At 55.3% G+C, this 20,183-nt stretch carries 24 protein-coding genes and 1 tRNA gene; 8 read left to right on the forward strand and 17 right to left on the reverse strand.

From position 1 onward, the window contains the following. The first annotated feature begins 108 nt into the window (after positions 1-108). The gene (locus tag F153LOC_RS07540; RefSeq protein ID WP_102104689.1) at positions 109-1,338 is read left to right on the forward strand and encodes an amino acid permease; all 1,230 of its coding nucleotides are present in this window, start codon (positions 109-111) and stop codon (positions 1,336-1,338) included. Between the two features lie 37 nt (positions 1,339-1,375). Here F153LOC_RS07540 and F153LOC_RS07545 read toward each other — a convergent pair whose 3' ends face one another. Further along, a complete protein-coding gene (locus F153LOC_RS07545) occupies positions 1,376-1,903 on the reverse strand; it encodes a GNAT family N-acetyltransferase (protein ID WP_102104690.1) in 528 nt (175 codons plus the stop codon). Positions 1,904-1,907: 4 nt separating this feature from the next. After that, positions 1,908-2,378: an Lrp/AsnC family transcriptional regulator gene (locus F153LOC_RS07550; protein ID WP_100779050.1), complete on the reverse strand. Its 471-nt coding sequence runs from the start codon at positions 2,376-2,378 to the stop codon at positions 1,908-1,910. A 114-nt stretch (positions 2,379-2,492) separates the two neighbouring features. Here F153LOC_RS07550 and F153LOC_RS07555 point away from each other — a divergent pair, with 114 nt between their 5' ends. Further along, the gene (locus F153LOC_RS07555) at positions 2,493-3,104 is read left to right on the forward strand and encodes a LysE family translocator (protein WP_100779049.1); all 612 of its coding nucleotides are present in this window, start codon (positions 2,493-2,495) and stop codon (positions 3,102-3,104) included. Positions 3,105-3,133: 29 nt separating this feature from the next. Here the strand turns inward: F153LOC_RS07555 and F153LOC_RS07560 are convergent, their stop codons facing one another. The 3 genes from F153LOC_RS07560 to F153LOC_RS07570 form a co-directional block, all read right to left on the reverse strand. Beyond that, positions 3,134-3,406: a GNAT family N-acetyltransferase gene (locus tag F153LOC_RS07560; protein ID WP_100779048.1), complete on the reverse strand. Its 273-nt coding sequence runs from the start codon at positions 3,404-3,406 to the stop codon at positions 3,134-3,136. 10 nt (positions 3,407-3,416) lie between these two features. Continuing rightward, complete coding sequence (yjdI, locus tag F153LOC_RS07565) at positions 3,417-3,647, reverse strand: 4Fe-4S mono-cluster protein YjdI (RefSeq protein ID WP_100779047.1); 231 nt, start codon at positions 3,645-3,647, stop codon at positions 3,417-3,419. A 68-nt stretch (positions 3,648-3,715) separates the two neighbouring features. Next, positions 3,716-4,612 (reverse strand): LysR family transcriptional regulator, encoded by an 897-nt coding sequence (locus F153LOC_RS07570; RefSeq protein WP_102104691.1) that lies wholly within the window; start codon positions 4,610-4,612, stop codon positions 3,716-3,718. Between the two features lie 86 nt (positions 4,613-4,698). Here F153LOC_RS07570 and F153LOC_RS07575 point away from each other — a divergent pair, with 86 nt between their 5' ends. After that, a complete protein-coding gene (locus F153LOC_RS07575) occupies positions 4,699-5,484 on the forward strand; it encodes an NAD(P)H-dependent oxidoreductase (RefSeq protein ID WP_102104692.1) in 786 nt (261 codons plus the stop codon). A gap of 37 nt (positions 5,485-5,521) precedes the next feature. Here the strand turns inward: F153LOC_RS07575 and F153LOC_RS07580 are convergent. After that, positions 5,522-5,595, reverse strand: a tRNA-Gly gene (locus F153LOC_RS07580). An 80-nt stretch (positions 5,596-5,675) separates the two neighbouring features. Next, a complete protein-coding gene (gene actS / locus F153LOC_RS07585) occupies positions 5,676-6,422 on the reverse strand; it encodes an amidase activator ActS (RefSeq protein ID WP_255409576.1) in 747 nt (248 codons plus the stop codon). Positions 6,423-6,581: 159 nt separating this feature from the next. On the opposite strand from actS, the gene idi reads away from it, so the two are divergent. Further along, positions 6,582-7,133, forward strand: coding sequence for an isopentenyl-diphosphate Delta-isomerase (gene idi / locus F153LOC_RS07590; protein WP_102104693.1), 552 nt, complete (start codon positions 6,582-6,584; stop codon positions 7,131-7,133). A 48-nt stretch (positions 7,134-7,181) separates the two neighbouring features. Here the strand turns inward: idi and lysS are convergent, their stop codons facing one another. The 5 genes from lysS to xerD all read right to left on the reverse strand — a co-directional run bounded on the left by lysS (position 7,182) and on the right by xerD (position 13,275). Further along, complete coding sequence (gene lysS / locus F153LOC_RS07595; RefSeq protein WP_100779042.1) at positions 7,182-8,699, reverse strand: lysine--tRNA ligase; 1,518 nt, start codon at positions 8,697-8,699, stop codon at positions 7,182-7,184. Between the two features lie 9 nt (positions 8,700-8,708). Further along, positions 8,709-9,807, reverse strand: a protein-coding gene (gene prfB, locus F153LOC_RS07600) for a peptide chain release factor 2 (protein ID WP_100779041.1) whose coding sequence is annotated in 2 segments (ribosomal slippage) — positions 8,709-9,731 and positions 9,733-9,807 — 1,098 coding nt in all. Because the reading frame shifts where the segments join, the coding sequence is not laid out codon by codon here. Between the two features lie 90 nt (positions 9,808-9,897). Beyond that, the gene (gene recJ / locus F153LOC_RS07605) at positions 9,898-11,631 is read right to left on the reverse strand and encodes a single-stranded-DNA-specific exonuclease RecJ (RefSeq protein WP_102104694.1); all 1,734 of its coding nucleotides are present in this window, start codon (positions 11,629-11,631) and stop codon (positions 9,898-9,900) included. Positions 11,632-11,636: 5 nt separating this feature from the next. After that, positions 11,637-12,350, reverse strand: coding sequence for a bifunctional protein-disulfide isomerase/oxidoreductase DsbC (dsbC, locus tag F153LOC_RS07610; protein WP_102104695.1), 714 nt, complete (start codon positions 12,348-12,350; stop codon positions 11,637-11,639). A 28-nt stretch (positions 12,351-12,378) separates the two neighbouring features. Next, on the reverse strand, positions 12,379-13,275 hold the full coding sequence (gene xerD / locus F153LOC_RS07615) for a site-specific tyrosine recombinase XerD (protein WP_100779038.1): 897 nt from the start codon (positions 13,273-13,275) through the stop codon (positions 12,379-12,381). A 100-nt stretch (positions 13,276-13,375) separates the two neighbouring features. On the opposite strand from xerD, the gene fldB reads away from it, so the two are divergent. Continuing rightward, positions 13,376-13,897, forward strand: coding sequence for a flavodoxin FldB (fldB, locus tag F153LOC_RS07620; RefSeq protein ID WP_102104696.1), 522 nt, complete (start codon positions 13,376-13,378; stop codon positions 13,895-13,897). A gap of 4 nt (positions 13,898-13,901) precedes the next feature. Here the strand turns inward: fldB and F153LOC_RS07625 are convergent, their stop codons facing one another. Together F153LOC_RS07625 and sdhE are read right to left on the reverse strand one after the other, a co-directional pair. Next, complete coding sequence (locus F153LOC_RS07625) at positions 13,902-14,315, reverse strand: protein YgfX (RefSeq protein WP_100779036.1); 414 nt, start codon at positions 14,313-14,315, stop codon at positions 13,902-13,904. Next, complete coding sequence (sdhE, locus tag F153LOC_RS07630) at positions 14,296-14,562, reverse strand: FAD assembly factor SdhE (protein ID WP_095283258.1); 267 nt, start codon at positions 14,560-14,562, stop codon at positions 14,296-14,298. Before sdhE ends, F153LOC_RS07625 begins: the two co-directional genes overlap by 20 nt. Before the next feature lie 267 nt (positions 14,563-14,829). On the opposite strand from sdhE, the gene ygfZ reads away from it, so the two are divergent. After that, positions 14,830-15,810, forward strand: a complete 981-nt coding sequence (gene ygfZ / locus F153LOC_RS07635; RefSeq protein ID WP_102104697.1) for a tRNA-modifying protein YgfZ — start codon at positions 14,830-14,832, stop codon at positions 15,808-15,810. A gap of 46 nt (positions 15,811-15,856) precedes the next feature. Here ygfZ and F153LOC_RS07640 read toward each other — a convergent pair whose 3' ends face one another. After that, the gene (locus tag F153LOC_RS07640; RefSeq protein WP_100779034.1) at positions 15,857-16,516 is read right to left on the reverse strand and encodes a hemolysin III family protein; all 660 of its coding nucleotides are present in this window, start codon (positions 16,514-16,516) and stop codon (positions 15,857-15,859) included. A 163-nt stretch (positions 16,517-16,679) separates the two neighbouring features. Beyond that, the gene (gene yqfB, locus F153LOC_RS07645; RefSeq protein ID WP_102104698.1) at positions 16,680-16,991 is read right to left on the reverse strand and encodes a N(4)-acetylcytidine aminohydrolase; all 312 of its coding nucleotides are present in this window, start codon (positions 16,989-16,991) and stop codon (positions 16,680-16,682) included. Positions 16,992-17,043: 52 nt separating this feature from the next. On the opposite strand from yqfB, the gene F153LOC_RS07650 reads away from it, so the two are divergent. Both F153LOC_RS07650 and bglA read left to right on the forward strand, forming a co-directional pair. Next, a complete protein-coding gene (locus F153LOC_RS07650) occupies positions 17,044-17,775 on the forward strand; it encodes a MurR/RpiR family transcriptional regulator (RefSeq protein WP_102104699.1) in 732 nt (243 codons plus the stop codon). 116 nt (positions 17,776-17,891) lie between these two features. Further along, a complete protein-coding gene (gene bglA / locus F153LOC_RS07655; RefSeq protein ID WP_102104700.1) occupies positions 17,892-19,325 on the forward strand; it encodes a 6-phospho-beta-glucosidase BglA in 1,434 nt (477 codons plus the stop codon). 75 nt (positions 19,326-19,400) lie between these two features. On the opposite strand, the gene F153LOC_RS07660 is transcribed toward bglA, so the two are convergent. Beyond that, on the reverse strand, positions 19,401-20,144 hold the full coding sequence (locus F153LOC_RS07660) for an SDR family oxidoreductase (protein ID WP_102104701.1): 744 nt from the start codon (positions 20,142-20,144) through the stop codon (positions 19,401-19,403). Positions 20,145-20,183: the final 39 nt, after the last annotated feature.

The raw sequence follows: 20,183 nt of genomic DNA on the forward strand, positions 1-20,183 counted from the left end.
GCCGGAACCCTCTTCCGGCCATACCCGCGACGTCAACTGCGCCTTCAACGCATAATTATGGTAAATTACCCTCCTTTTTGTTCGTTTTATAGTTGATACGTTGCTCTAATGTCGAAAATTTGGTCAAAAGAAGAGACTCTCTGGAGTTTCGCCCTCTACGGCACTGCCGTGGGCGCAGGAACCCTGTTCTTGCCCATTCAGCTCGGCTCCGCAGGCGCGATTGTCCTGCTCATTACGGCCCTCGTGGCTTATCCTTTAACCTACTGGCCGCACAAAGCGCTGGCCCAGTTTATCCTGTCGTCGAACGCCAAAGGCAGTGAAGGGATCACCAGCGCGGTGGCGCACTACTACGGCAAAAAGATCGGCAACCTGATCACCATGCTCTATTTTGTCGCCTTCTTCGTGGTGGTGCTGATTTACGCCGTGGCGATCACCAACTCGATAACAGAACAGCTGGCGAAGCATCTGACCGTCGACACCACCGTGCGCGTGCTGGTGAGTCTTGGCGTGGTGATGGTGCTGAATCTGATCTTCTTAACGGGCCGTCATATCACCCTCAAGGTGATGGGTTTTCTGGTCTTCCCGCTGATCGCCTACTTCCTGTTTGTGTCCCTGTATCTCACCGGCAGCTGGCAGCCGTCGCTGTTGACCAGCCAGATGGCGTTCGATCAGCACACGCTGCACCAGGTATGGATTTCTATTCCAGTGATGGTTTTCGCTTTTAGCCATACGCCAATCATCTCCACTTTCGCCGTCGACAGACGTGAAAAGTACGGTGATGCGGCCATGGGTAAATGCAAAAAAATCATGAAGGTCGCGTACCTGATTATTTGCCTGAGCGTGCTGTTCTTTGTCTTCAGCTGCCTGCTGTCGATTCCGCCGTCGTACATCGTGGCGGCCAAAGAAGAGGGCGTAACAATTCTCTCGGCCCTCTCGATGATGCCATCTTCCCCGGCATGGCTGGGTATATCGGGCATTGTGGTGGCGATTGTGGCGATGTCGAAATCTTTCCTCGGCACCTATTTTGGGGTCATTGAAGGGGCGACGGAGATCGTTAAATCGTCGCTGCATCAGGTGGGCATTAAGAAGAGCCGCGCCTTTAATCGCGCGGTATCGATCATGGTGGTGTCGTTTATTACCTTCGTGGTCTGTTTCATCAACCCGAACGCGATTTCGATGATTTACGCCATCAGCGGGCCTTTGATCGCCATGATTCTTTTCATCATGCCGACGCTCTCCACCTATCTCATCCCGACGCTGAAACCTTATCGCTCTTTCGGCAATCTGCTGACGCTGATCGTCGGCGTGCTGTGCGTGTCGGTCATGTTTGTCGGTTAGCCCTCATGCAGGCCCGGTGAGCGCTTCGCTTTCCGGGCTACACTTGCCGCGCTTTAAGATAAAGCACATGCTCCGCCAGACGATGATCGGGGGCGAGCGCAGGATGCAAAAACTCGCCCTCTTTTATCATCCCCAGGCGTTTCATCAGGTTCTCTGACGGCGCATTCAGCACCGAGGTAAATGAAACTACTTCGCTCAGCCCCAACGTTTTAAAGCCATACTCCAGCGCCGCCGTGGCCGCCTCGTACGCCAGCCCCTGATGCCAGAACGGTTTTGCCAGACGCCAGCCAATCTCCGTGCAGGGTGAAAAGGCAAAACGGTCAGGCTGAGGGTGCAGCCCCAGACTACCGACAAACTCCCCCGTCGCGGTTAACTCAACGGCCCAGAATCCCCAGCCGCGTTCGGCGATGCCTTCCTGAAATCGCGCGGCAAGATTGTCGCTCTCTTCCCGCGTCAAGGTCGCCGGGAAAAATCGCATGACGTCGCTGTCGCCATTGAGTGCCGCAAAAGGGGCGAGATCTTCTGGCCTCCACTGCCGGAGCAGCAGTCGTGGTGTCTCTATCATCGGGTTATCCTTGTTTTAAGGTGTCGAGAGGGAATGGCCGATCCTGCACGACGGTTTTCATCACCAGCGTCGAGCGCAAATGCTGCACGCCAGGCATTGCCGATAATTTCTCATCGTACAGTTTCTGGAACGCGGGGAGATCGCGCGTGACCACATGCATTAAATAGTCAGGATCGCCGAACAGACGCTGCGCCAGCACGATCTGCGGGATCTCTTCCACCGCCGCCTCAAAGGCGCTGACGGCCCGCTTGTCGCCCTCTTTTAACGTCGCAAAAACAATCGCCACAAAATTGAAGCCCATTTTCGCGGGATCGAGATTTGCGCGATAGCCCGTAATCGCCCCGCTCTGCTCCAGGGCGCGCACGCGTCGATGACAGGGCGAGAGGCTTAAGTTTACCCGTTCGGCCAGTTCCGTAAGCGACAGACGGCCATCCACCTGTAGCTCAGCAAGTATTTTTCGATCGATGCTATCCATTTAGAAGAGTTTCTCATTTTAGCCCTGTTTTCAGCATAACATTGGAAGCTCATTTCGCCTGGATGTCGATATTCTTTCTTTCCGCTAATGTCATTTTTGAAGGGTGATCAAAGAATGGAAATGAGTATCGTCGTCGGGTTCTGGCTGGTCTCTTTTCTGCTGATAATGACGCCAGGTGCCGACTGGGCTTATGCCATCAGCGCGGGGATCAACGGGCGCCGCGTGGTCCCGGCTGTGATGGGGCTGATGTCCGGGCATTTGCTGGCGACGGTTATTGTGGTGGCGGGTGTCGGGGTGTTGATCGCCGGGCATCCTCTGGCGCTGTCACTGCTGACCGTCCTGGGTGCCGTCTATTTGCTGTGGCTGGGCGTGACGATTTTGCGCCATCCGGCCACGGTCAGCGCCGCTGAGCAGCAGGACGGAAGCTGGAACCAGTGGGCGCTAAAAGGGCTTTGTATCAGCGGACTGAACCCGAAAGTGTTCCTGCTGTTTCTGGCGCTGCTTCCGCAATTTACCGACCCCAAAGGCAGCTGGTCGGTGCCTGTGCAGATGTCCGCGCTGGCGATGATGCACCTGCTCACCTGCACGCTGATCTACCTGCTGGTGGGCTACGGTTCACGGGCGCTATTAGCCACACGCCCGCAGGCGGCGCGGGTGGTGGGCATGATTTCAGGTGGGGTAATGGTGGTCATATCCGTCATTCTGATTTACGGACAGTTCAGATAAAAAAACACCGGCGGGAGCCGGTGCTGAAGTCAGGCGCGGATATCGTCGTATTCGCGCGTTTTATCAAACTCGTGTTTGGCGAACGGGCACAGCGGGATAACTTTGCGGTTCTCCGCGCGCATTTTCTCGACCACTTTCGCCACCAGCTGTTTTCCTACGCCCTGCCCTTTCAGGCTGGCATCGACGTCCGTGTGCTCGATAATGCTCAGATGCTCCCCGGTCGGAACAAACACAATTTCAGCAACCTGATTCCCTTGTGCATCGTTGACGTAAAACTTGTTATGGCCTTCCAGAATATCCATGGTTCCTCGCTTATTTCTGGCGGTACTTCAGGGCACCGCTCGGGCAGGTATCAATCACTCGCTTGACCGTCTCGACATCCACTTCATCGGGGATGATCCACGGCTTACGCTTCAGATTAAACAGCTTGCTGCTGCCGCGCACGCAGTTTCCTGAGTGCTGGCATATCCCCGTATTGAAGTAGACATCGATCTTTTCCCCGGTATAGGCCCGGTACCCCGCGTCCAGTAAATCCTTATCCATGACATTGCCTCTGTTATTGTTATGCGTTCGGGATAAGCATAGCGCTGATATCACGAGGTGACTATGGCTCAGCCGAGCGGTGTCATCAGCATCTGACGCAGCCAGACGTGGCCCGCATCGCGATGCAACCGTTCATGCCAAAGCATCAGCATATCAAAGCCTTCCACGTCGACAGGCGGCGCTGAGACAGTTAATCCCGCCACATTACGCGTGAGCCTTTCCGGCACCACCGCCACCAGATCGGTCTTCAACAGCGCTTCGACCAGGAACAGGAAATGCGGCACCGACAGCACGACTTTTCGCGCCAGCCCGCTGCGGGCCAGCGCCACGTCAGTAGCAGCCCAGAAGCCGCCGCCATCCGGGGAGACTATCGCGTGTTCCATCTGTGAAAACTGCTTTGCCGTGACGCCCGTTCGGAGCGCCGGATGGTCGCGACGGCCTGCCAGAACATAGCGCTCGGTGAAGATCACCCGCTGATGCAGTGACGCGGGCGCCCCCTCCCGGGTATGAAAAATCAGATCGATATCGCCTTGCTCAGCCTGCCGCAAAATCCGCTGCGGATTAAGCTCATACACGGCGAGGCGCGAGAGCGGCGCTGCCTGACGGAGCGCTTCCAGCGCGGGCAGCAGGATTGCCGTCGCCATGTAGTCCGTGGCCGCCACGCGCCAGGTATTCTCCGTTTTCTCTGGTTCGAATGATGCCGCCGGGGCGACCACCGACTCCAGAGCCGCCAGCGCCTGACGCAGCGGTTCCCGCAGGGCGTCGGCTCGGGCCGTTGGCCTCATCCCGCGCGGCCCCGGCAGAAGCAGCGGATCGTTAAAAACATCCCGCAGCCGGGCCAGTTGGACGCTGACGGAGGGCTGGGAGAGGTTCAAGCGCCTCGCTGCCCGGGTCACATTCAGCTCGTCGAGGAGCACCTGCAGCGTGAGGAGGAGATTGAGATCCAGTTGCGAGAAATTAATCATGGCAATACCTGTCATTGCAGTAATCAATTTTTACTATAACGGAGATTTCCCTATTCTGACGGGACTTTCTCTATCAGGAATCGCTCATGAATGTATTAATTGTCTTTGCCCATCCCGAACCCCGCTCGCTTAACGGACAGCTGAAAGATGAGGCTGTCAGACATCTGCAGCAGACCGGTCATCAGGTGCACGTTTCTGATCTCTATGGCATGAAGTGGAAGACCGTCCTGGATACCGATGATTCACTCGCCCCGTTGCGCGGTGAACGTTTTGACCCTTCCGTAGACTCCCGCTTTGCCTACGACAACGCCCTACAAGCAGCGGATATCGCTGCTGAGCAGGAAAAATTACGCTGGGCTGATGCCGTGATTTTCCAGTTTCCGCTGTGGTGGTTCTCAATGCCTGCCATCATGAAAGGCTGGTTTGACCGGGTGTACGCCAACGGTTTTGCCTACGGCGTGGGCGAGCACAGCGACCACCACTGGGGCGATCGGTACGGCGAGGGGAATCTGTACGGTAAACGCGCGATGCTGTTGGTCACCACCGGCGGCTGGGAATCGCACTACGCTCCGCGCGGCATAAACGGTGCTATCGACGATATTCTGTTTCCAATCCAGCACGGGATGCTTTTCTACCCAGGCTTTACGGTGCTGCCGCCAATGCTGATTTACCGCACCGGGAAAACCGACGACGCTAAGTATGCCGGTTACCGCCAGCAGCTGACTGACAGGCTGGACACCTTATGGCACACAGAGCCGCTGAATTATCGTCGTCAGAACGCCGGAGATTATGAGATTCCTGCGTTAACCCTACGTCCGGACCTTGCGAAAGGAAAAACGGGACTGGGAATACATTTGCAAGACAGTGATTGATGCTGGTGTGAGTGTTTTGAACTGGGTGGGGTAGAGCTGGAGCGGGCGAAGGGAATCGAACCCTCGTATAGAGCTTGGGAAGCTCTCGTTCTACCATTGAACTACGCCCGCTTTGAGGTGCGTAAGGCATTATAGACCTTACGCATGTTCACACAAGCCTCCCGACTGCTAACCGGTGAATAATTAACCGCTTAGCATTTCGGTTTGCTGCCCTGCGCCGGAAGGTAGCGCTGGGGATCAATCGCCGTTGCGCGATAGCGAATCTGGAAATGCAGCGCAACGGAACTGGCTCCCGTGCTGCCCATGGTCGCGATTTTCTGTCCGGCTTTTACGTTTTGTCCGTTATTCACCAGCAGCGTATCGTTGTGCGCGTAAGCGGTAATGTAGTCCTCACCGTGCTTAATCATGATCAGGTTGCCGTAACCGCGCAGCTGGTCACCCACGTAAACCACCTTCCCGGCACCCGACGCATAGACCGGCGTTCCGCGCGCATTCGCAATATCAATGCCTTTGTTACCACCTTCTGCGGTGGAGTACGGCATAATCACTTTCCCACTGGCAGGCCACACCCAGCAGCGTTGCCCGACCGGCGGCCAGGACGATTGCGGCACCGCGTAAGACGGCGTCACTTTGGCGGTTTTACCTTTCGAGGAAGAGGATTTTTTCGCCGTCGAGCTACCGCTATTGAGCCTGAGCTTTTGCCCTATCTCGATGGTATAAGGTGCAGAAATATTGTTCAGGCGAGCCAGGTCTTTCACGCTCGTTCCGGTTGAACGCGAGATTTTATAGAGTGTGTCGCCGCGCTTAACGGTGTAGACCGCGCCGGAGTAGCTTCCCGAATCCGCTGATTTACTGCCCGAACAGCCTGCCAGCATGAGCGTCAGCATCAGGCAAAAAAGGGCAATCAGGGGATTTCTTGTCAGGCTTCCTGCAAACAAAGCGGCTCCTCGGTCAGCGTAAATGGCGTCCTATGATAGCAGCCTGAATTCTGTTGCCAATCTTTGCTGTAAAGACTCTTTCCGCATTCAGCATTCAAGCCGCCGGCCAAAGAGTGAGATATAATGTTGCCATCCCGTCGTTCGGGTACTGGAGTCGGAATGAGCACACAAGAACACGTCATTTTGGTTAACGCCCAGGGAGAGGTCATCGGCACTCAGGAAAAGTATGCCGCCCACACATCGCATACCCCTCTGCATCTGGCTTTCTCTTCGTGGTTGTTTAACACCCAGGGGGAGTGCCTTGTCACACGTCGCGCCCTGAGCAAAAAAGCCTGGCCCGGCGTCTGGACCAACTCCGTCTGCGGCCACCCGCAAACCGGCGAACGTACCGAACACGCGCTTATTCGCCGCTGTCGGTATGAAATTGGCGCCGAAATCACAGATCTGACGCCCATCGCGCTGGATTTTCGCTACTGTGAAACGGACCCCTCAGGGATCGTCGAAAACGAAATTTGCCCGGTATATGCCGCAAAGCTGGTCAGCCCGCTGAATCTCAATCCCGATGAAGTGATGGCGGTTCAGTGGGTTGATCTGGAGTCGCTGTTCCACGCTGTCGCCGCGACGCCATGGGCCTTTAGCCCATGGATGGTGTCGCAGGTCGCCATCGCCCATAAAGCACTCAGGCAGTTTGCCGCCGATCTAAGGTCATAAAAAAAGCCCCGACGCGATGAACGCCGGGGCTTTTTGCATCTCAGTGACTTATTTTACCGGGCGCATTGCCGGGAACAGAATCACGTCGCGGATGGTGTGGCTGTTGGTGAACAGCATGACCATACGGTCGATACCGATGCCCAGACCTGCCGTTGGCGGCAAACCGTGCTCCAGCGCGGTCACGTAGTCTTCGTCGAAGAACATCGCTTCGTCGTCGCCTGCAGCTTTCGCATCAACCTGATCCTGGAAGCGCTGCGCCTGGTCCTGCGCATCGTTCAGCTCGCTAAAGCCGTTACCGATTTCGCGGCCACCGATGAAGAACTCAAAGCGATCGGTGATCTCCGGGTTTTCGTCGTTACGACGTGCCAGCGGAGAGACTTCTGCCGGATACTCAGTGATGAAGGTTGGCTGAATCAGGTGCGCTTCGGCCACTTCTTCGAAGATCTCGGTCACGATACGGCCCAGACCCCAGCTCTTCTCAACCTTAATACCGATGCTGTCAGCGATAGCTTTAGCGGAATCGAAGTTATCCAGATCGGCCATGTTGGTCTCTGGACGGTACTTCTTGATGGCTTCGCGCATGGTCAGTTTGACGAACGGCTTACCAAAGTCGAACACTTCGTCGCCGTAAGGCACTTCAGTGGTGCCGAGAATATCCTGCGCCAGGGTACGGAACAGTGACTCGGTCAGCTCGATCAGATCTTTGTAATCTGCGTAAGCCATATAGAGTTCCATCATGGTGAACTCTGGGTTATGGCGAACGGAGATGCCTTCGTTACGGAAGTTACGGTTGATTTCGAACACGCGTTCGAAGCCGCCAACCACCAGACGCTTCAGGTACAGTTCCGGCGCGATACGCAGGTACATGTCCAGATCCAGCGCGTTGTGATGGGTGATAAACGGACGCGCAGACGCGCCGCCAGGGATCACCTGCATCATTGGCGTTTCAACTTCCATAAAATCACGGCCAACCATGAACTGACGGATACCCGCCATAATCTGGGAACGGATTTTGAAGGTTTTACGGGATTCATCGTTAGAGATGAGATCCAGGTAACGCTGACGGTAACGCGCTTCCTGATCCTGCAGACCGTGGAATTTATCCGGCAGCGGACGCAATGCTTTGGTCAGCAAACGCAGTTCGGTACAGTGGATAGACAGCTCGCCCGTCTTGGTCTTGAACAACTTGCCTTTCGCACCCAGGATATCGCCCAGGTCCCACTTCTTGAACTGCTCGTTGTAGATGCCTTCTGGCAGATCGTCACGGGAAACGTACAGCTGAATACGGCCGCCGACGTCCTGTAAAGTCACGAAGGACGCCTTACCCATCACACGACGAGTCATCATGCGGCCTGCAACGGACACTTCTACGTTCAGCGCTTCCAGCTCTTCGTTTTCTTTCGCGTCGAAGTCAGCGTGCAGCTGGTCTGAGGTATGATCGCGACGAAAATCGTTCGGGAATGGGATACCCTGCTCACGCAGTGCAGCCAGCTTCTCGCGACGGGTTTTCAGTTCGTTATTAAGATCGACTACCGCGTCAGTGCCCTGTGCTTGTTGTTCAGACATGTTGGTTCCTCATAACCCTGCTTTCAAACTTGCTTCGATAAATTGGTCCAGGCTGCCGTCCAGCACCGCCTGCGTGTTGCGGGTTTCAACCCCGGTACGCAGATCTTTGATACGGGAGTCATCGAGGACGTAAGAACGAATCTGGCTGCCCCAGCCGATGTCAGATTTGTTATCTTCCATCACCTGTTTCTCAGCATTCTTCTTCTGCATTTCCAGCTCATAAAGCTTCGCTTTCATCTGCTTCATGGCCTGGTCTTTGTTCTTATGCTGCGAACGGTCGTTCTGGCACTGTGTCACCAGTCCGGTTGGAATGTGGGTGATACGCACCGCAGATTCCGTACGGTTAACGTGCTGACCACCCGCACCGGATGCGCGGTAAACGTCGATACGCAGATCGGCCGGATTGATTTCGATGTCGATATCATCTTCCACTTCCGGATAGACAAACGCGGAGCTGAAAGAGGTATGACGACGGCCGCCGGAATCGAACGGGCTTTTACGCACCAGGCGATGAACGCCCGTTTCGGTACGCAGCCAGCCGTAAGCGTAATCACCGATGATTTTGATGGTCACAGATTTAATACCCGCGACTTCACCTTCTGACTCTTCAATGATTTCGGTTTTGAAACCGCGCGCTTCCGCCCAACGCAGATACATACGCATCAGCATGCTCGCCCAGTCCTGGGCTTCTGTCCCGCCAGAACCGGCCTGGATATCGAGATAGCAGTCGGCGTTGTCGTACTCGCCAGAGAACATGCGGCGGAATTCGAGCTGCGCCAGTTTATCTTCCAGCACGTCGAGTTCGGCGATGGTTTCGTTAAAGGTCTCTTCGTCGTCGGCTTCGACGGCTAATTCCAGCAGGCCGGACACATCTTCCAGCCCCTGAGACATTTGATCCAGGGTTTCAACGATGGCTTCAAGGGAGGAACGCTCTTTACCCAGCGCCTGTGCGCGTTCAGGTTCGTTCCAGACGTCGGGCTGTTCCAGCTCGGCGTTTACTTCTTCAAGACGCTCTTTCTTGGCATCGTAGTCAAAGATACCCCCGAAGAACGCTGGAGCGCTCCGTGAGGTCTTGAATGCGGTTTTTTACCGGATTAATTTCAAACATGGTCTTTTTTCTTTATTGGACTAGTCAAAATGCGGTGATAAGAGCGGGATTGTACCGAATCCACGCCCTTTTTTATAGAGAATAGTGACGCTAAATTGGCCAGATATGATCGATGATAATCTGCAAACTGCGATTGCCGCGAAACTCGTTAATATCCAGTTTGTAGGCCAGTTCGACCTCGCGCACGCCGCTGTCGGGCCAGACGGTGGTATCGACGTTAAAGGCAATACCATCCAGCAGCGGACCGCCGTTCACCGGCTCAACCATCACTTTCAGATGGCGCTCGCCCACCAGACGCTGTTGCAGCAGGCGAAAACGCCCGTCGAACAGCGGCTCCGGGAACATCTGCCCCCACGGCCCGGCGTCGCGCAGCATCTGCGCCACGTCCATGGTCATCTCCGCCGCAGACAGCGCGCCATCAGAGACCACTTCACCCTGCAGCAGTGACGGATCCAGCCAGTCGGTCACCAGCGCGCTGAACAGGCGCTGAAATTCGTCGAATTTCGCCTCTTCCAGCGATAAACCGGCCGCCATCGCATGGCCGCCAAACTTGATCATCAAATTGGGATGGAGCGTGTCGAGGCGCTCCAGCGCATCGCGCATGTGCAGCCCCTGGATGGAACGTCCAGAGCCTTTCAGCGTGCCGTCTCCTGCAGGTGCAAACGCGATCACCGGACGGTGAAAACGCTCTTTAATGCGCGAGGCCAAAATCCCGACCACGCCCTGATGCCACTCCGGGTGATACATCGCCAGGCCGCCGGGTAGCGTGTCTGTGCTGCGCTCAAGTTTTTCACACAGGGTCAGGGCTTCGGCCTGCATCCCCTGTTCGATCTCTTTGCGCGTCTGGTTCAGCGCATCAAGCTCATTGGCCAGCACGCGTGCCTCGCCGATGTTGTCACAGAGCAGAAGCGCCACGCCAACGGACATATCATCGAGCCGCCCTGCCGCATTAAGACGCGGGCCGAGCGCAAAACCGAGATCGCTTGCCGCCAGCTTGAGGGGATCGCGATTGGAAATTTCGAGCAGCGCTTTAATCCCCGGACGGCATTTCCCCGCCCGGATACGCCCCAGCCCTTGCCAGGTCAAAATACGGTTATTGGTATCCAGCGGCACCACGTCCGCCACCGTGCCGAGCGCCACCAAATCGAGGTATTCGGCCAGATTTGGGATCGCAATTCCGCGCGCCTCAAACCAGCCCTTATCACGCAGCAGCGCGCGCAGGGCCAGCATCAGGTAAAAAGCCACACCTACGCCTGCCAGCGATTTCGATGGGAAATCACAGTCGCGCAGATTGGGGTTAATGATGGCTTCAGCTGCCGGCAGCGTTTCACCCGGCAGGTGGTGATCGGTAACAATAACCGGGATCCCGAGATCGTGTGCCCGATCGACGCCGGCATGGGATGAGATCCCGTTATCAACGGTCAGGATCATCTGCGCGCCGCGCGCGTGCGCCTGATCGACCACTTCCGGGCTGAGACCATAACCGTCTTCAAAACGGTTTGGCACCAGATAGGTGACGTTATCGCAGCCCAGCGCGCGCAGGCTGAGGACGCTCAGGGCGGTACTGGTCGCGCCGTCGGCGTCAAAATCGCCGACCACGACAATACGGGTCCCTTCACGCAGCGCGTCATAGAGCAATTCTGTCGCTTTTTCGACGCCACTGAGCTGATGCCACGGCAGCATCCCTTTGACGCTGCGCTCCAGTTCGCTGGCCGCGCGAACGCCGCGCCCCGCGTACAGACGGCGCAGAAGCGGCGACAGGTCGGCAGGTAAATCAACGCTTTCATCCACCTCGCGGCGGCGCAATTTTGTCTTAGTTTTCACGCGGATTATTTACCGCCAAACTGTTTTTGGTGGGCGTCGAGGAACTCTTTCATCTCTTTTGGTCCCTGATAGCCCGGCACAACGTAACCGTTACTCAGCACAATGGCTGGCGTGCCGGTGACGCCAAACTGCACGCCCAGCGCGTAATGGTTGGCGATATCGATATCGCAGGAGGCCGGTTTCACACCTTTGCCGTTCATGGCGTCGTCAAAGGCTTTATTACGATCTTTCGCACACCAGATGGCTTTCATATCCTGCTCTGGCTGGCTCTGCACGCCCGCGCGCGGGAACGCCAGATAACGCACGGTGATCCCCAGCGCGTTGTAGTCTTTCATCTCTTCATGCAGCTTGTGGCAGTAGCCACAGGTGATATCAGTGAACACGGTGATCACGTGTTTTTCCTGCGCCGCTTTGTAAACGATCATCTCTTTTTCCAGCGCGTTCAGGTTTTTCATCAGCAGCTGGTTGGTCACGTTCACCGGCTGCGCGCCGCTCACGTCATACATTGGGCCCTGAATGAAGTGCTTGCCGTCTTCGGTCACATACAGCACACCGCTGTTGGTCAGCACGGTTTTCATTCCGGCAACGGGCGCAGGCTGGATATCACTGCTGGTCACGCCGAGTTTTGCCAGCGACTGTTTGATCGCTGCGTCATCAGTATGGGCAAAACCGGTAAAAGAGGCTGCCAGCAGGGAGAACAGCACTAAAGATTTTTTCATTTTCAATCCTATCACTATGGTTCGGCACTCACGCTCGTGGGTGGTGCTGTTGGTGTAGCTGCCGCAGGCGTTCTGTCGCTACATGGGTGTAGATTTGCGTCGTAGAAAGATCGCTGTGCCCCAGCAGCATCTGCACCACGCGCAAATCGGCGCCATGGTTGAGCAAATGCGTCGCGAAGGCATGACGCAGAACGTGCGGCGAAAGTTTTTCACTGTCGATGCCTGCCAGTGTGGCGTAATGTTTAATGCGATGCCAGAAGGTTTGTCGCGTCATCTGCTGCGCGCGCTGGCTGGGGAACAGAACATCAATCGACACACCGTTCAGAAGCCACGGGCGTCCGTGCTCCAGATAGTTTTCCACCCAGTAGACCGCCTCTTCGCCGAGCGGCACCAGCCGTTCCTTATTGCCCTTACCGATTACCCGCACCACGCCCTGACGCAGGCTGATGTCGCTCATGGTTAAACCGACAAGTTCCGAGACGCGCAGCCCGGTGGCATACAACACCTCAAGCATGGCTTTATCGCGTAACTCCAGCGGCAGGTCAACCGCCGGGGATTGTAAAAGCCGATCGACCTGGGCCTCGCTGAGATCTTTCGGGAGACGCTGCGGAAGCTTGGGCGACGCCAGCAGTGCGCTGGGATCGTCGGCACGCAGCTTCTCGCGATACATATGCTGGAACAGGCGGCGCATCGCACTCAGCAAGCGGGCAGAGCTGGTAGCTTTATAGCCGCCCTCCATGCGTTCGGCCAATAAGGCCTGGAGATCGTCGTGCTGCGCCTGTTCAAGAGACAGGTCACGGTGCGCCAGCCACTCCACCAGCAGGGTTAAATCGCGGCGATAAGCGCTGAGCGTATTTTCCGCCAGATTTTTTTCCAGCCACAGCGCATCGAGAAATTGTTCGATGAGGGCGAGATCCTTTTCCACGTCTGCTCCTGTGATTCTGCTATCGGCCATTATGACGTAATGGTACAGGTTTCTGGTACACTACGCGCAAAGTCAAAGCAAGTATTGAGAAGTTTACGCGATGAATATTGGTCTGTTTTATGGTTCCAGCACCTGCTACACCGAGATGGCCGCGGAGAAAATTCGCGACACCATTGGCCCGGAACTGGTGACTCTGCACAATCTTAAAGACGACGCGCCCACAGAGATGGAGCAGTACGACGTTCTGATCCTTGGCATTCCGACCTGGGATTTTGGTGAATTACAGGAAGACTGGGAAGCCATCTGGGATCAGCTCGACTCGCTCAATCTTGAAGGCAAAATCATTGCGCTGTACGGCATGGGCGATCAGCTGGGTTATGGCGAATGGTTCCTGGATGCGCTCGGGATGCTGCACGATAAACTCGCGCCGAAGGGCGTCACGTTTATCGGCTATTGGCCGACAGAAGGCTACGAGTTCACAAGCGTCAAACCGATCATCGCTGATGGCGAACTCTTTGTCGGACTGGCGCTGGATGAAACCAACCAGTACGATCTCAGTGAAGATCGCCTGCAAAACTGGTGCGAGCAAATTCTGGGCGAAATGGCAGAGAAGTTTAGCTGATTTCTTAGCGTCCTGGCGTCGGCTGCTGCATCACCATCCGGCGCAAATCTCGCCACTCGCTGGCATCCATACTGTCTGCTGACAGCCAAAGATGCTGGCAACGCGCCCCTTCCTCTTTACGCAGGCGGAACATCATCCCGGAATTCAGCATCCAGGGGGTGCCGACGATCTCCCACTCTTTGCCCTGCCAGCGCAACCGCGAGTCCATCAGCAGTTTGATCTCACCCTGACGGGCGTTGATACGCCGCTGACTGCGCACACTGTCGAACACCACCAGCGAAAGAAGCAACATCCAGAGCGGTGTATAGCTAAGCGGCCACGGCATCAGCAAAATAAAAGCCGCCACAATGCCGTGGAGTAAAAGAGACATCCACTGTGAGCGCCACGAGACGCGCAGATCAGATTGCCACAGGACCACGTTCCCGATTCCGTGTTTGAATTAATTGCACCATCCGCTGCAACTCGGTGTCGGCGGGTTTGCCATGATTCATCAGCCAGTTGAATAAATCAGGATCGTCACTCTCCAGCAGGCGGATAAACAGACGTTTATCATCATCGCTTAAGCTGTCGTACTCATATTCGAAGAAGGGCATGACGGAAATATCAAGTTCACGCATGCCGCGACGGCACGCCCAGTGGATACGGGCCTTGTTGTTAATGTCCATGTCGATTTCCTGCTTAACGTTTCTTCTACCTCTAAGAGGGACGATTTCTAGTGTAACGTGTTTTTTGCTGTTTCATTACTGGAATATGAACAACTGGAAGCACGCTTCCAGAATAAACCCTGCAATCTAAGCGGATTACTCTGTTTTGCGTAGCGCTACGCAAGAACAACGATAAGGCACAATTGGGCTGCTGAAAGCGCTTGCAATGACTACAGTCTCTTTTACCATTAGGCATTATCGAAGCGTTATGCAATTCAGGACATCACTATGGCTTTTACTCCATTTTCTCCTCGCCAGCCTGTCGCCTCTGCGCGTCTGCCGCTGACGCTGATTTCTCTTGATGACTGGGCGCTGGCAACCCTCACCGGCGCGGATGCCGAAAAGTATCTGCAAGGCCAGGTGACCGCCGACGTGGGCCAGATGACTGAGCACCAGCATCTGCTGGCGGCGCATTGCGATCCCAAAGGTAAGATGTGGAGCAATCTGCGCCTGTTCCGTCGTCAGGACGGTTTCGCCCTGATCGAACGCCGCAGCCTGCGCGATGCCCAGCTCACTGAGCTGAAGAAATATGCGGTGTTTTCCAAGGTCACTATCGCCGCAGATGACGAACACGTTCTGCTGGGCGTTGCCGGTTTCCAGGCGCGCGCGGCGCTGAAAAATCTGTTCAATGAACTGCCGGATGCGGAAAAACAGCTGGTGAGCGAAGCCGCTACCTCGATTCTGTGGTTTGAACATCCTGCCGAACGCTTCCTGTTGGTCACCGATGTGGCCACCGCCGAGCGCGTCACGGAAGCGCTGCGCGGTGAAGCGCAGCTCAACAACAGCCAGCAGTGGCTGGCCCTGAACATCGAAGCCGGGTTGGCGGTGATCGATGCCGTTAACAGCGGGCAGTTTATCCCGCAGGCAACGAACCTGCAGGCGCTGGGCGGCATCAGCTTTAAGAAAGGCTGCTACACCGGTCAGGAGATGGTGGCGCGTGCGAAATTCCGCGGGGCCAACAAACGCGCCCTGTGGTATCTGGCAGGCCACGCCAGCCGCGTACCGGAAGCCGGAGAAGATCTGGAGCTGAAGATGGGCGACAACTGGCGTCGCACGGGCACTGTGTTGGCCGCCGTTCAGCTGGATGATGGTCGTCTGCTGGTGCAGGTGGTGATGAATAACGACATGGAGCCGGACAGCGTGTTCCGCGTGCGTGACGATGCCAACACCCTGAGCATTGAGCCGCTGCCGTATTCGTTAGAAGAGTGAGTGTTTAGTTTTTTTGCCCGGCAAGCGTAACGCCGCCGGGCAAAAATCAAACCTGTCCGACGTACAGATAAATCGCCAGGAAGTGACACACGCTGCCGCCTAACACAAAGCCGTGCCAGATTGCGTGGTTGTAAGGAATACGTTTGCAGACGTAGAAAATCACGCCCAGGGAATAGACCACACCGCCCACCGCCAGCAGCGTTACGCCGCCCGCCGCTAACTTCACCGCCAGCTGATAGACCACAATCAGCGACAGCCAGCCCATCGTCAGATAGGTCACCAGTGAAAGCACTTTAAAACGGTGCGCAATGGTGAGCTTAAACAAGATCCCCAGCAGCGCCAGGCTCCAGATGACAATCATCAGGCCGCGCGACAGAGGCGAGTTTAACCCTACCAGTAAAAACGGGGTGTACGTCCCGGCAATCAACAGATAGATCGCGCAGTGGTCGAATTTCTTCAGCCATCGTTTTGCCCGCTGATGCGGAATGGCGTGATACAGGGTCGAGGCGAGGAAAAGCAGGATCATACTCCCGCCGTACAAGCTGTAGCTGGTGATCGCCATCGCGTTCGCGTTGGTGTCGAAGGCCTGAACCAACAACAACACCAGGCCCACAATGCCAAACACCAGGCCGATGCCATGGCTGATACTGTTGGCTATTTCCTCAGCCAGTGAATATCCCTGCGCAGTTAATGGTTTGCTAACCATAGAGGACTCCGGGAAAACATAAGATCATGATGTATCGCTTAACTATGCTAACTGAGAATGATTTCAGTGAACACCTGTTAGCTAAAATAAATCCAAATCCCAGATTAGTCCTTAAAAATCATTAAATTAAAAACGATTTTCACCTAACAGATGTGAGTTTTAATCAAAGGCATTTAAAATCAATCACATAAAACTGACTTTGATTCGGATAGATCTCTGCAATCACCTTCTTAAGCGCCTCGAGGGACATATTCTCCTGCTGCGCATGTTTTTCCGTTAGCGTATCCAGCGTGACGGTCGATGTTCCCACCACTTCGATGGTGCAAAAATAGGCGTCGTCTTCAAAGCGTCCGACGCGCAAAACATCGCCCGTTTTAAAATGTGATTCAGACTCGTCACGAATGGTGATGGTTTTACGTCCGGCCAGAATGTCATCCTGGAAGCGCTGAAAAAAAGTGATGTCGTTAGGCTGCATGTTATTATTCCCTGAAGATGAAGTCTGATGAGTGAGTTTAGCCACTGTGAGCATGTTCTCCCATTCCGCCATTGCCAGTCTCAACAATCTGGAGATGATGGTCTACAACTATGTCATCAAAAACCGCGACAAGGTGACCTACATGACCATCCGCGAGCTGGCGGATGCGGCTGGCGTGTCCACCACCACCGTGCTGCGTTTTTGTCGCAAGCTCAACTGTGACGGTTATTCCGAATTCCGCGTGCGGTTTAAATTATATTTAGAACAAAACGAACCGCAGCAGGCGAATTTCGGCACCAGTGAAATTATCAGCTTTTTTAAAAGCGTTAACAACGAAGAATTTGATGCGTTATTAGAGCAGGCGGTCGATATTATATTATCGTCAGAGCGTATTATTTTTGTCGGCGCGGGCACGTCCGGATCGCTTGCAAAATATGGCGCGAGATTCTTCTCAAACATCGGTAAATTCAGTAACCATATCGACGATCCTTATTTTCCGGTAACGAACGATATGGCGAAAAATGCGCTGGCGATTGTCTTGTCCGTCTCGGGCGAGACAGAGGAAATCCTGCGCTTCGCCAGCCAGTTCAGCCTGCATCACTGTAAAGTGCTCTCTATCACCAGCCACGAGCACTCGCGCCTGGCAAAACTGGCGGACTTTAATCTCTCCTGGCACGTGCCGCAAACCCGTATTGCAGGCGTCTACGATATTACGACTCAAATTCCGGTGATTTATATTCTTGAATCTATTGGCCGTAAACTGGCGAAGAAACTGGCGGAATAAAACGCCCTGTTTTTTTGATGTAACATATTACATTCCAGGCTAATTGTTATATCGTGACATTTAATTCTGCTTTGCTAGACTCGGAATCAATAGATCCTAAGACGAGCATAGCAAACATGAAAAAACTCACCTTACCAAAAGATTTTTTATGGGGCGGCGCGGTAGCGGCGCACCAGGTTGAAGGCGGCTGGAATAAAGGCGGCAAAGGGCCAAGCATTTGCGACGTGCTGACCGGCGGCGCCCACGGCGTCCCGCGTGAAATCACTCAGGAAGTGGTACCGGGCAAATATTACCCCAACCACGAAGCCATCGACTTCCACGGTCATTACAAAGAAGACATCAAGCTGTTTGCCGAAATGGGCTTCAAATGTTTCCGTACCTCTATCGCCTGGACGCGAATCTTCCCGAAAGGCGACGAAACTCAGCCGAATGAAGAAGGCCTGAAGTTCTACGATGACATGTTCGATGAGCTGCTGAAGTACAACATCGAACCGGTCATCACCCTCTCCCACTTCGAAATGCCGCTGCATCTGGTGCAGGAGTACGGCGGGTGGACCAACCGCAAAGTGGTGGATTTCTTTGTACGCTTTGCCGAAGTGGTCTTCGAGCGCTACAAGAGCAAGGTCAAATACTGGATGACCTTCAACGAAATCAACAACCAGCGTAACTGGCGCGCGCCGCTGTTCGGCTACTGCTGCTCCGGCGTGGTCTATACCGAGCATGAAAACCCGGAAGAGACCATGTATCAGGTGCTACACCACCAGTTCGTTGCCAGCGCGCTGGCCGTGAAGGCCGCGCGTCGCATCAATCCAGAAATGAAAGTCGGCTGCATGCTGGCGATGGTGGCGCTCTATCCGTTCTCCTGCAAACCAGAAGATGTGATGTTCGCTCAGGAATCCATGCGTGAGCGCTATGTCTTCACCGACGTACAGCTGCGCGGCTACTATCCAAGCTACGTGCTGAACGAGTGGGAGCGTCGTGGCTTTACCATCAACATGGAAGCGGGTGACGAGCAGATCCTGCGTGAAGGCACCTGCGATTACTTAGGTTTCAGCTACTACATGACTAACGCCGTCAAAGCCGAAGGCGGAACCGGTGACGCGATTTCCGGCTTCGAAGGCAGCGTGCCGAACCCGCACGTGAAAGCCTCCGACTGGGGCTGGCAGATTGACCCGGTCGGCCTGCGCTATGCCCTTTGCGAGCTGTATGAGCGCTATCAGAAACCGCTGTTTATCGTTGAGAACGGCTTTGGCGCATACGATAAGGTCGAAGAAGACGGCAGTATCAACGATGACTACCGTATTGACTATCTGCGCGCGCACGTGGAAGAGATGATGAAAGCCGTGACCTATGATGGCGTGGACCTGATGGGATACACCCCGTGGGGTTGCATCGACTGCGTCTCCTTCACCACCGGCCAGTACAGCAAGCGCTACGGCTTTATCTATGTGAACAAGCACGATGACGGCACGGGCGATATGTCCCGCTCCCGTAAGAAGAGCTTTGCGTGGTACAAAGAGGTGATTGCCAGCAACGGCGAGAACATCTAAATACCCGGTCGGCGCTTAGCTTGCGCCGACCAGCACTCTCCAGCCCGGTCAGCGCAACGCCGCCGGGCATTATCACTACTTCCCGCCCGCTAACTCGATAAAACTGCCCGTCACATACGACGCTTTCTCGCTGAGCAGCCAGACAATCGCCTGTGCTACCTCTTCCGGCTGGCCGCCGCGCTGCATCGGTAAAGCGGATTTCACCCGATCCACACGACCTGGCTCACCGCCGGACGCATGGATATCGGTGTAAATCAGGCCGGGACGCACGCCGTTGACCCGAATACCGTACGCCGCTACCTCCAGCGCCAGCCCGGTCGTGAGTGAATCCACCGCCCCTTTCGACGCCGCATAATCAACGTACTCGCCCGGAGCCCCCAGACGCGATGCTGCCGAGGAGACATTCACAATCGCCCCGCCTTTACCGTGATGTTTGAAGGACATGCGTTTTACCGCTTCGCGACAGCAGAGGAAATAGCCCGTAACGTTGGTCGCCAGCACGCGGTTGATGCGCTCGGCGGAGAGATTTTCGATGGTGCTCTGCTCACACAAAATCCCGGCGTTGTTGACGAGTGCCGCCAGCGGCTCTCCCTCGCGGTCAATGCTGTCAAACATCGCCAGCACCTGCGTCTCGTCGCTGATATCCGCGCGCACGGCAAAGGCTTTGCCACCTGCATCGGTAATCTGAGCGATCACATCCGTCGCGGCCTTAATATTGTGGTGATAATTCACCGCCACGTTGTAGCCTTCGCCTGCCAGCTGCAGGGCTGTCGCTCGGCCAATTCCCCGGCTCGCGCCGGTAACCAGTGCAATTGCCATATATTTCTCCCAATAAAAAAGCCGGGTGGCGGCTACGCC

This window comes from Lelliottia sp. F153 (genome assembly GCF_002870005.1).
GTDB lineage: Bacteria > Pseudomonadota > Gammaproteobacteria > Enterobacterales > Enterobacteriaceae > Enterobacter > Enterobacter nimipressuralis.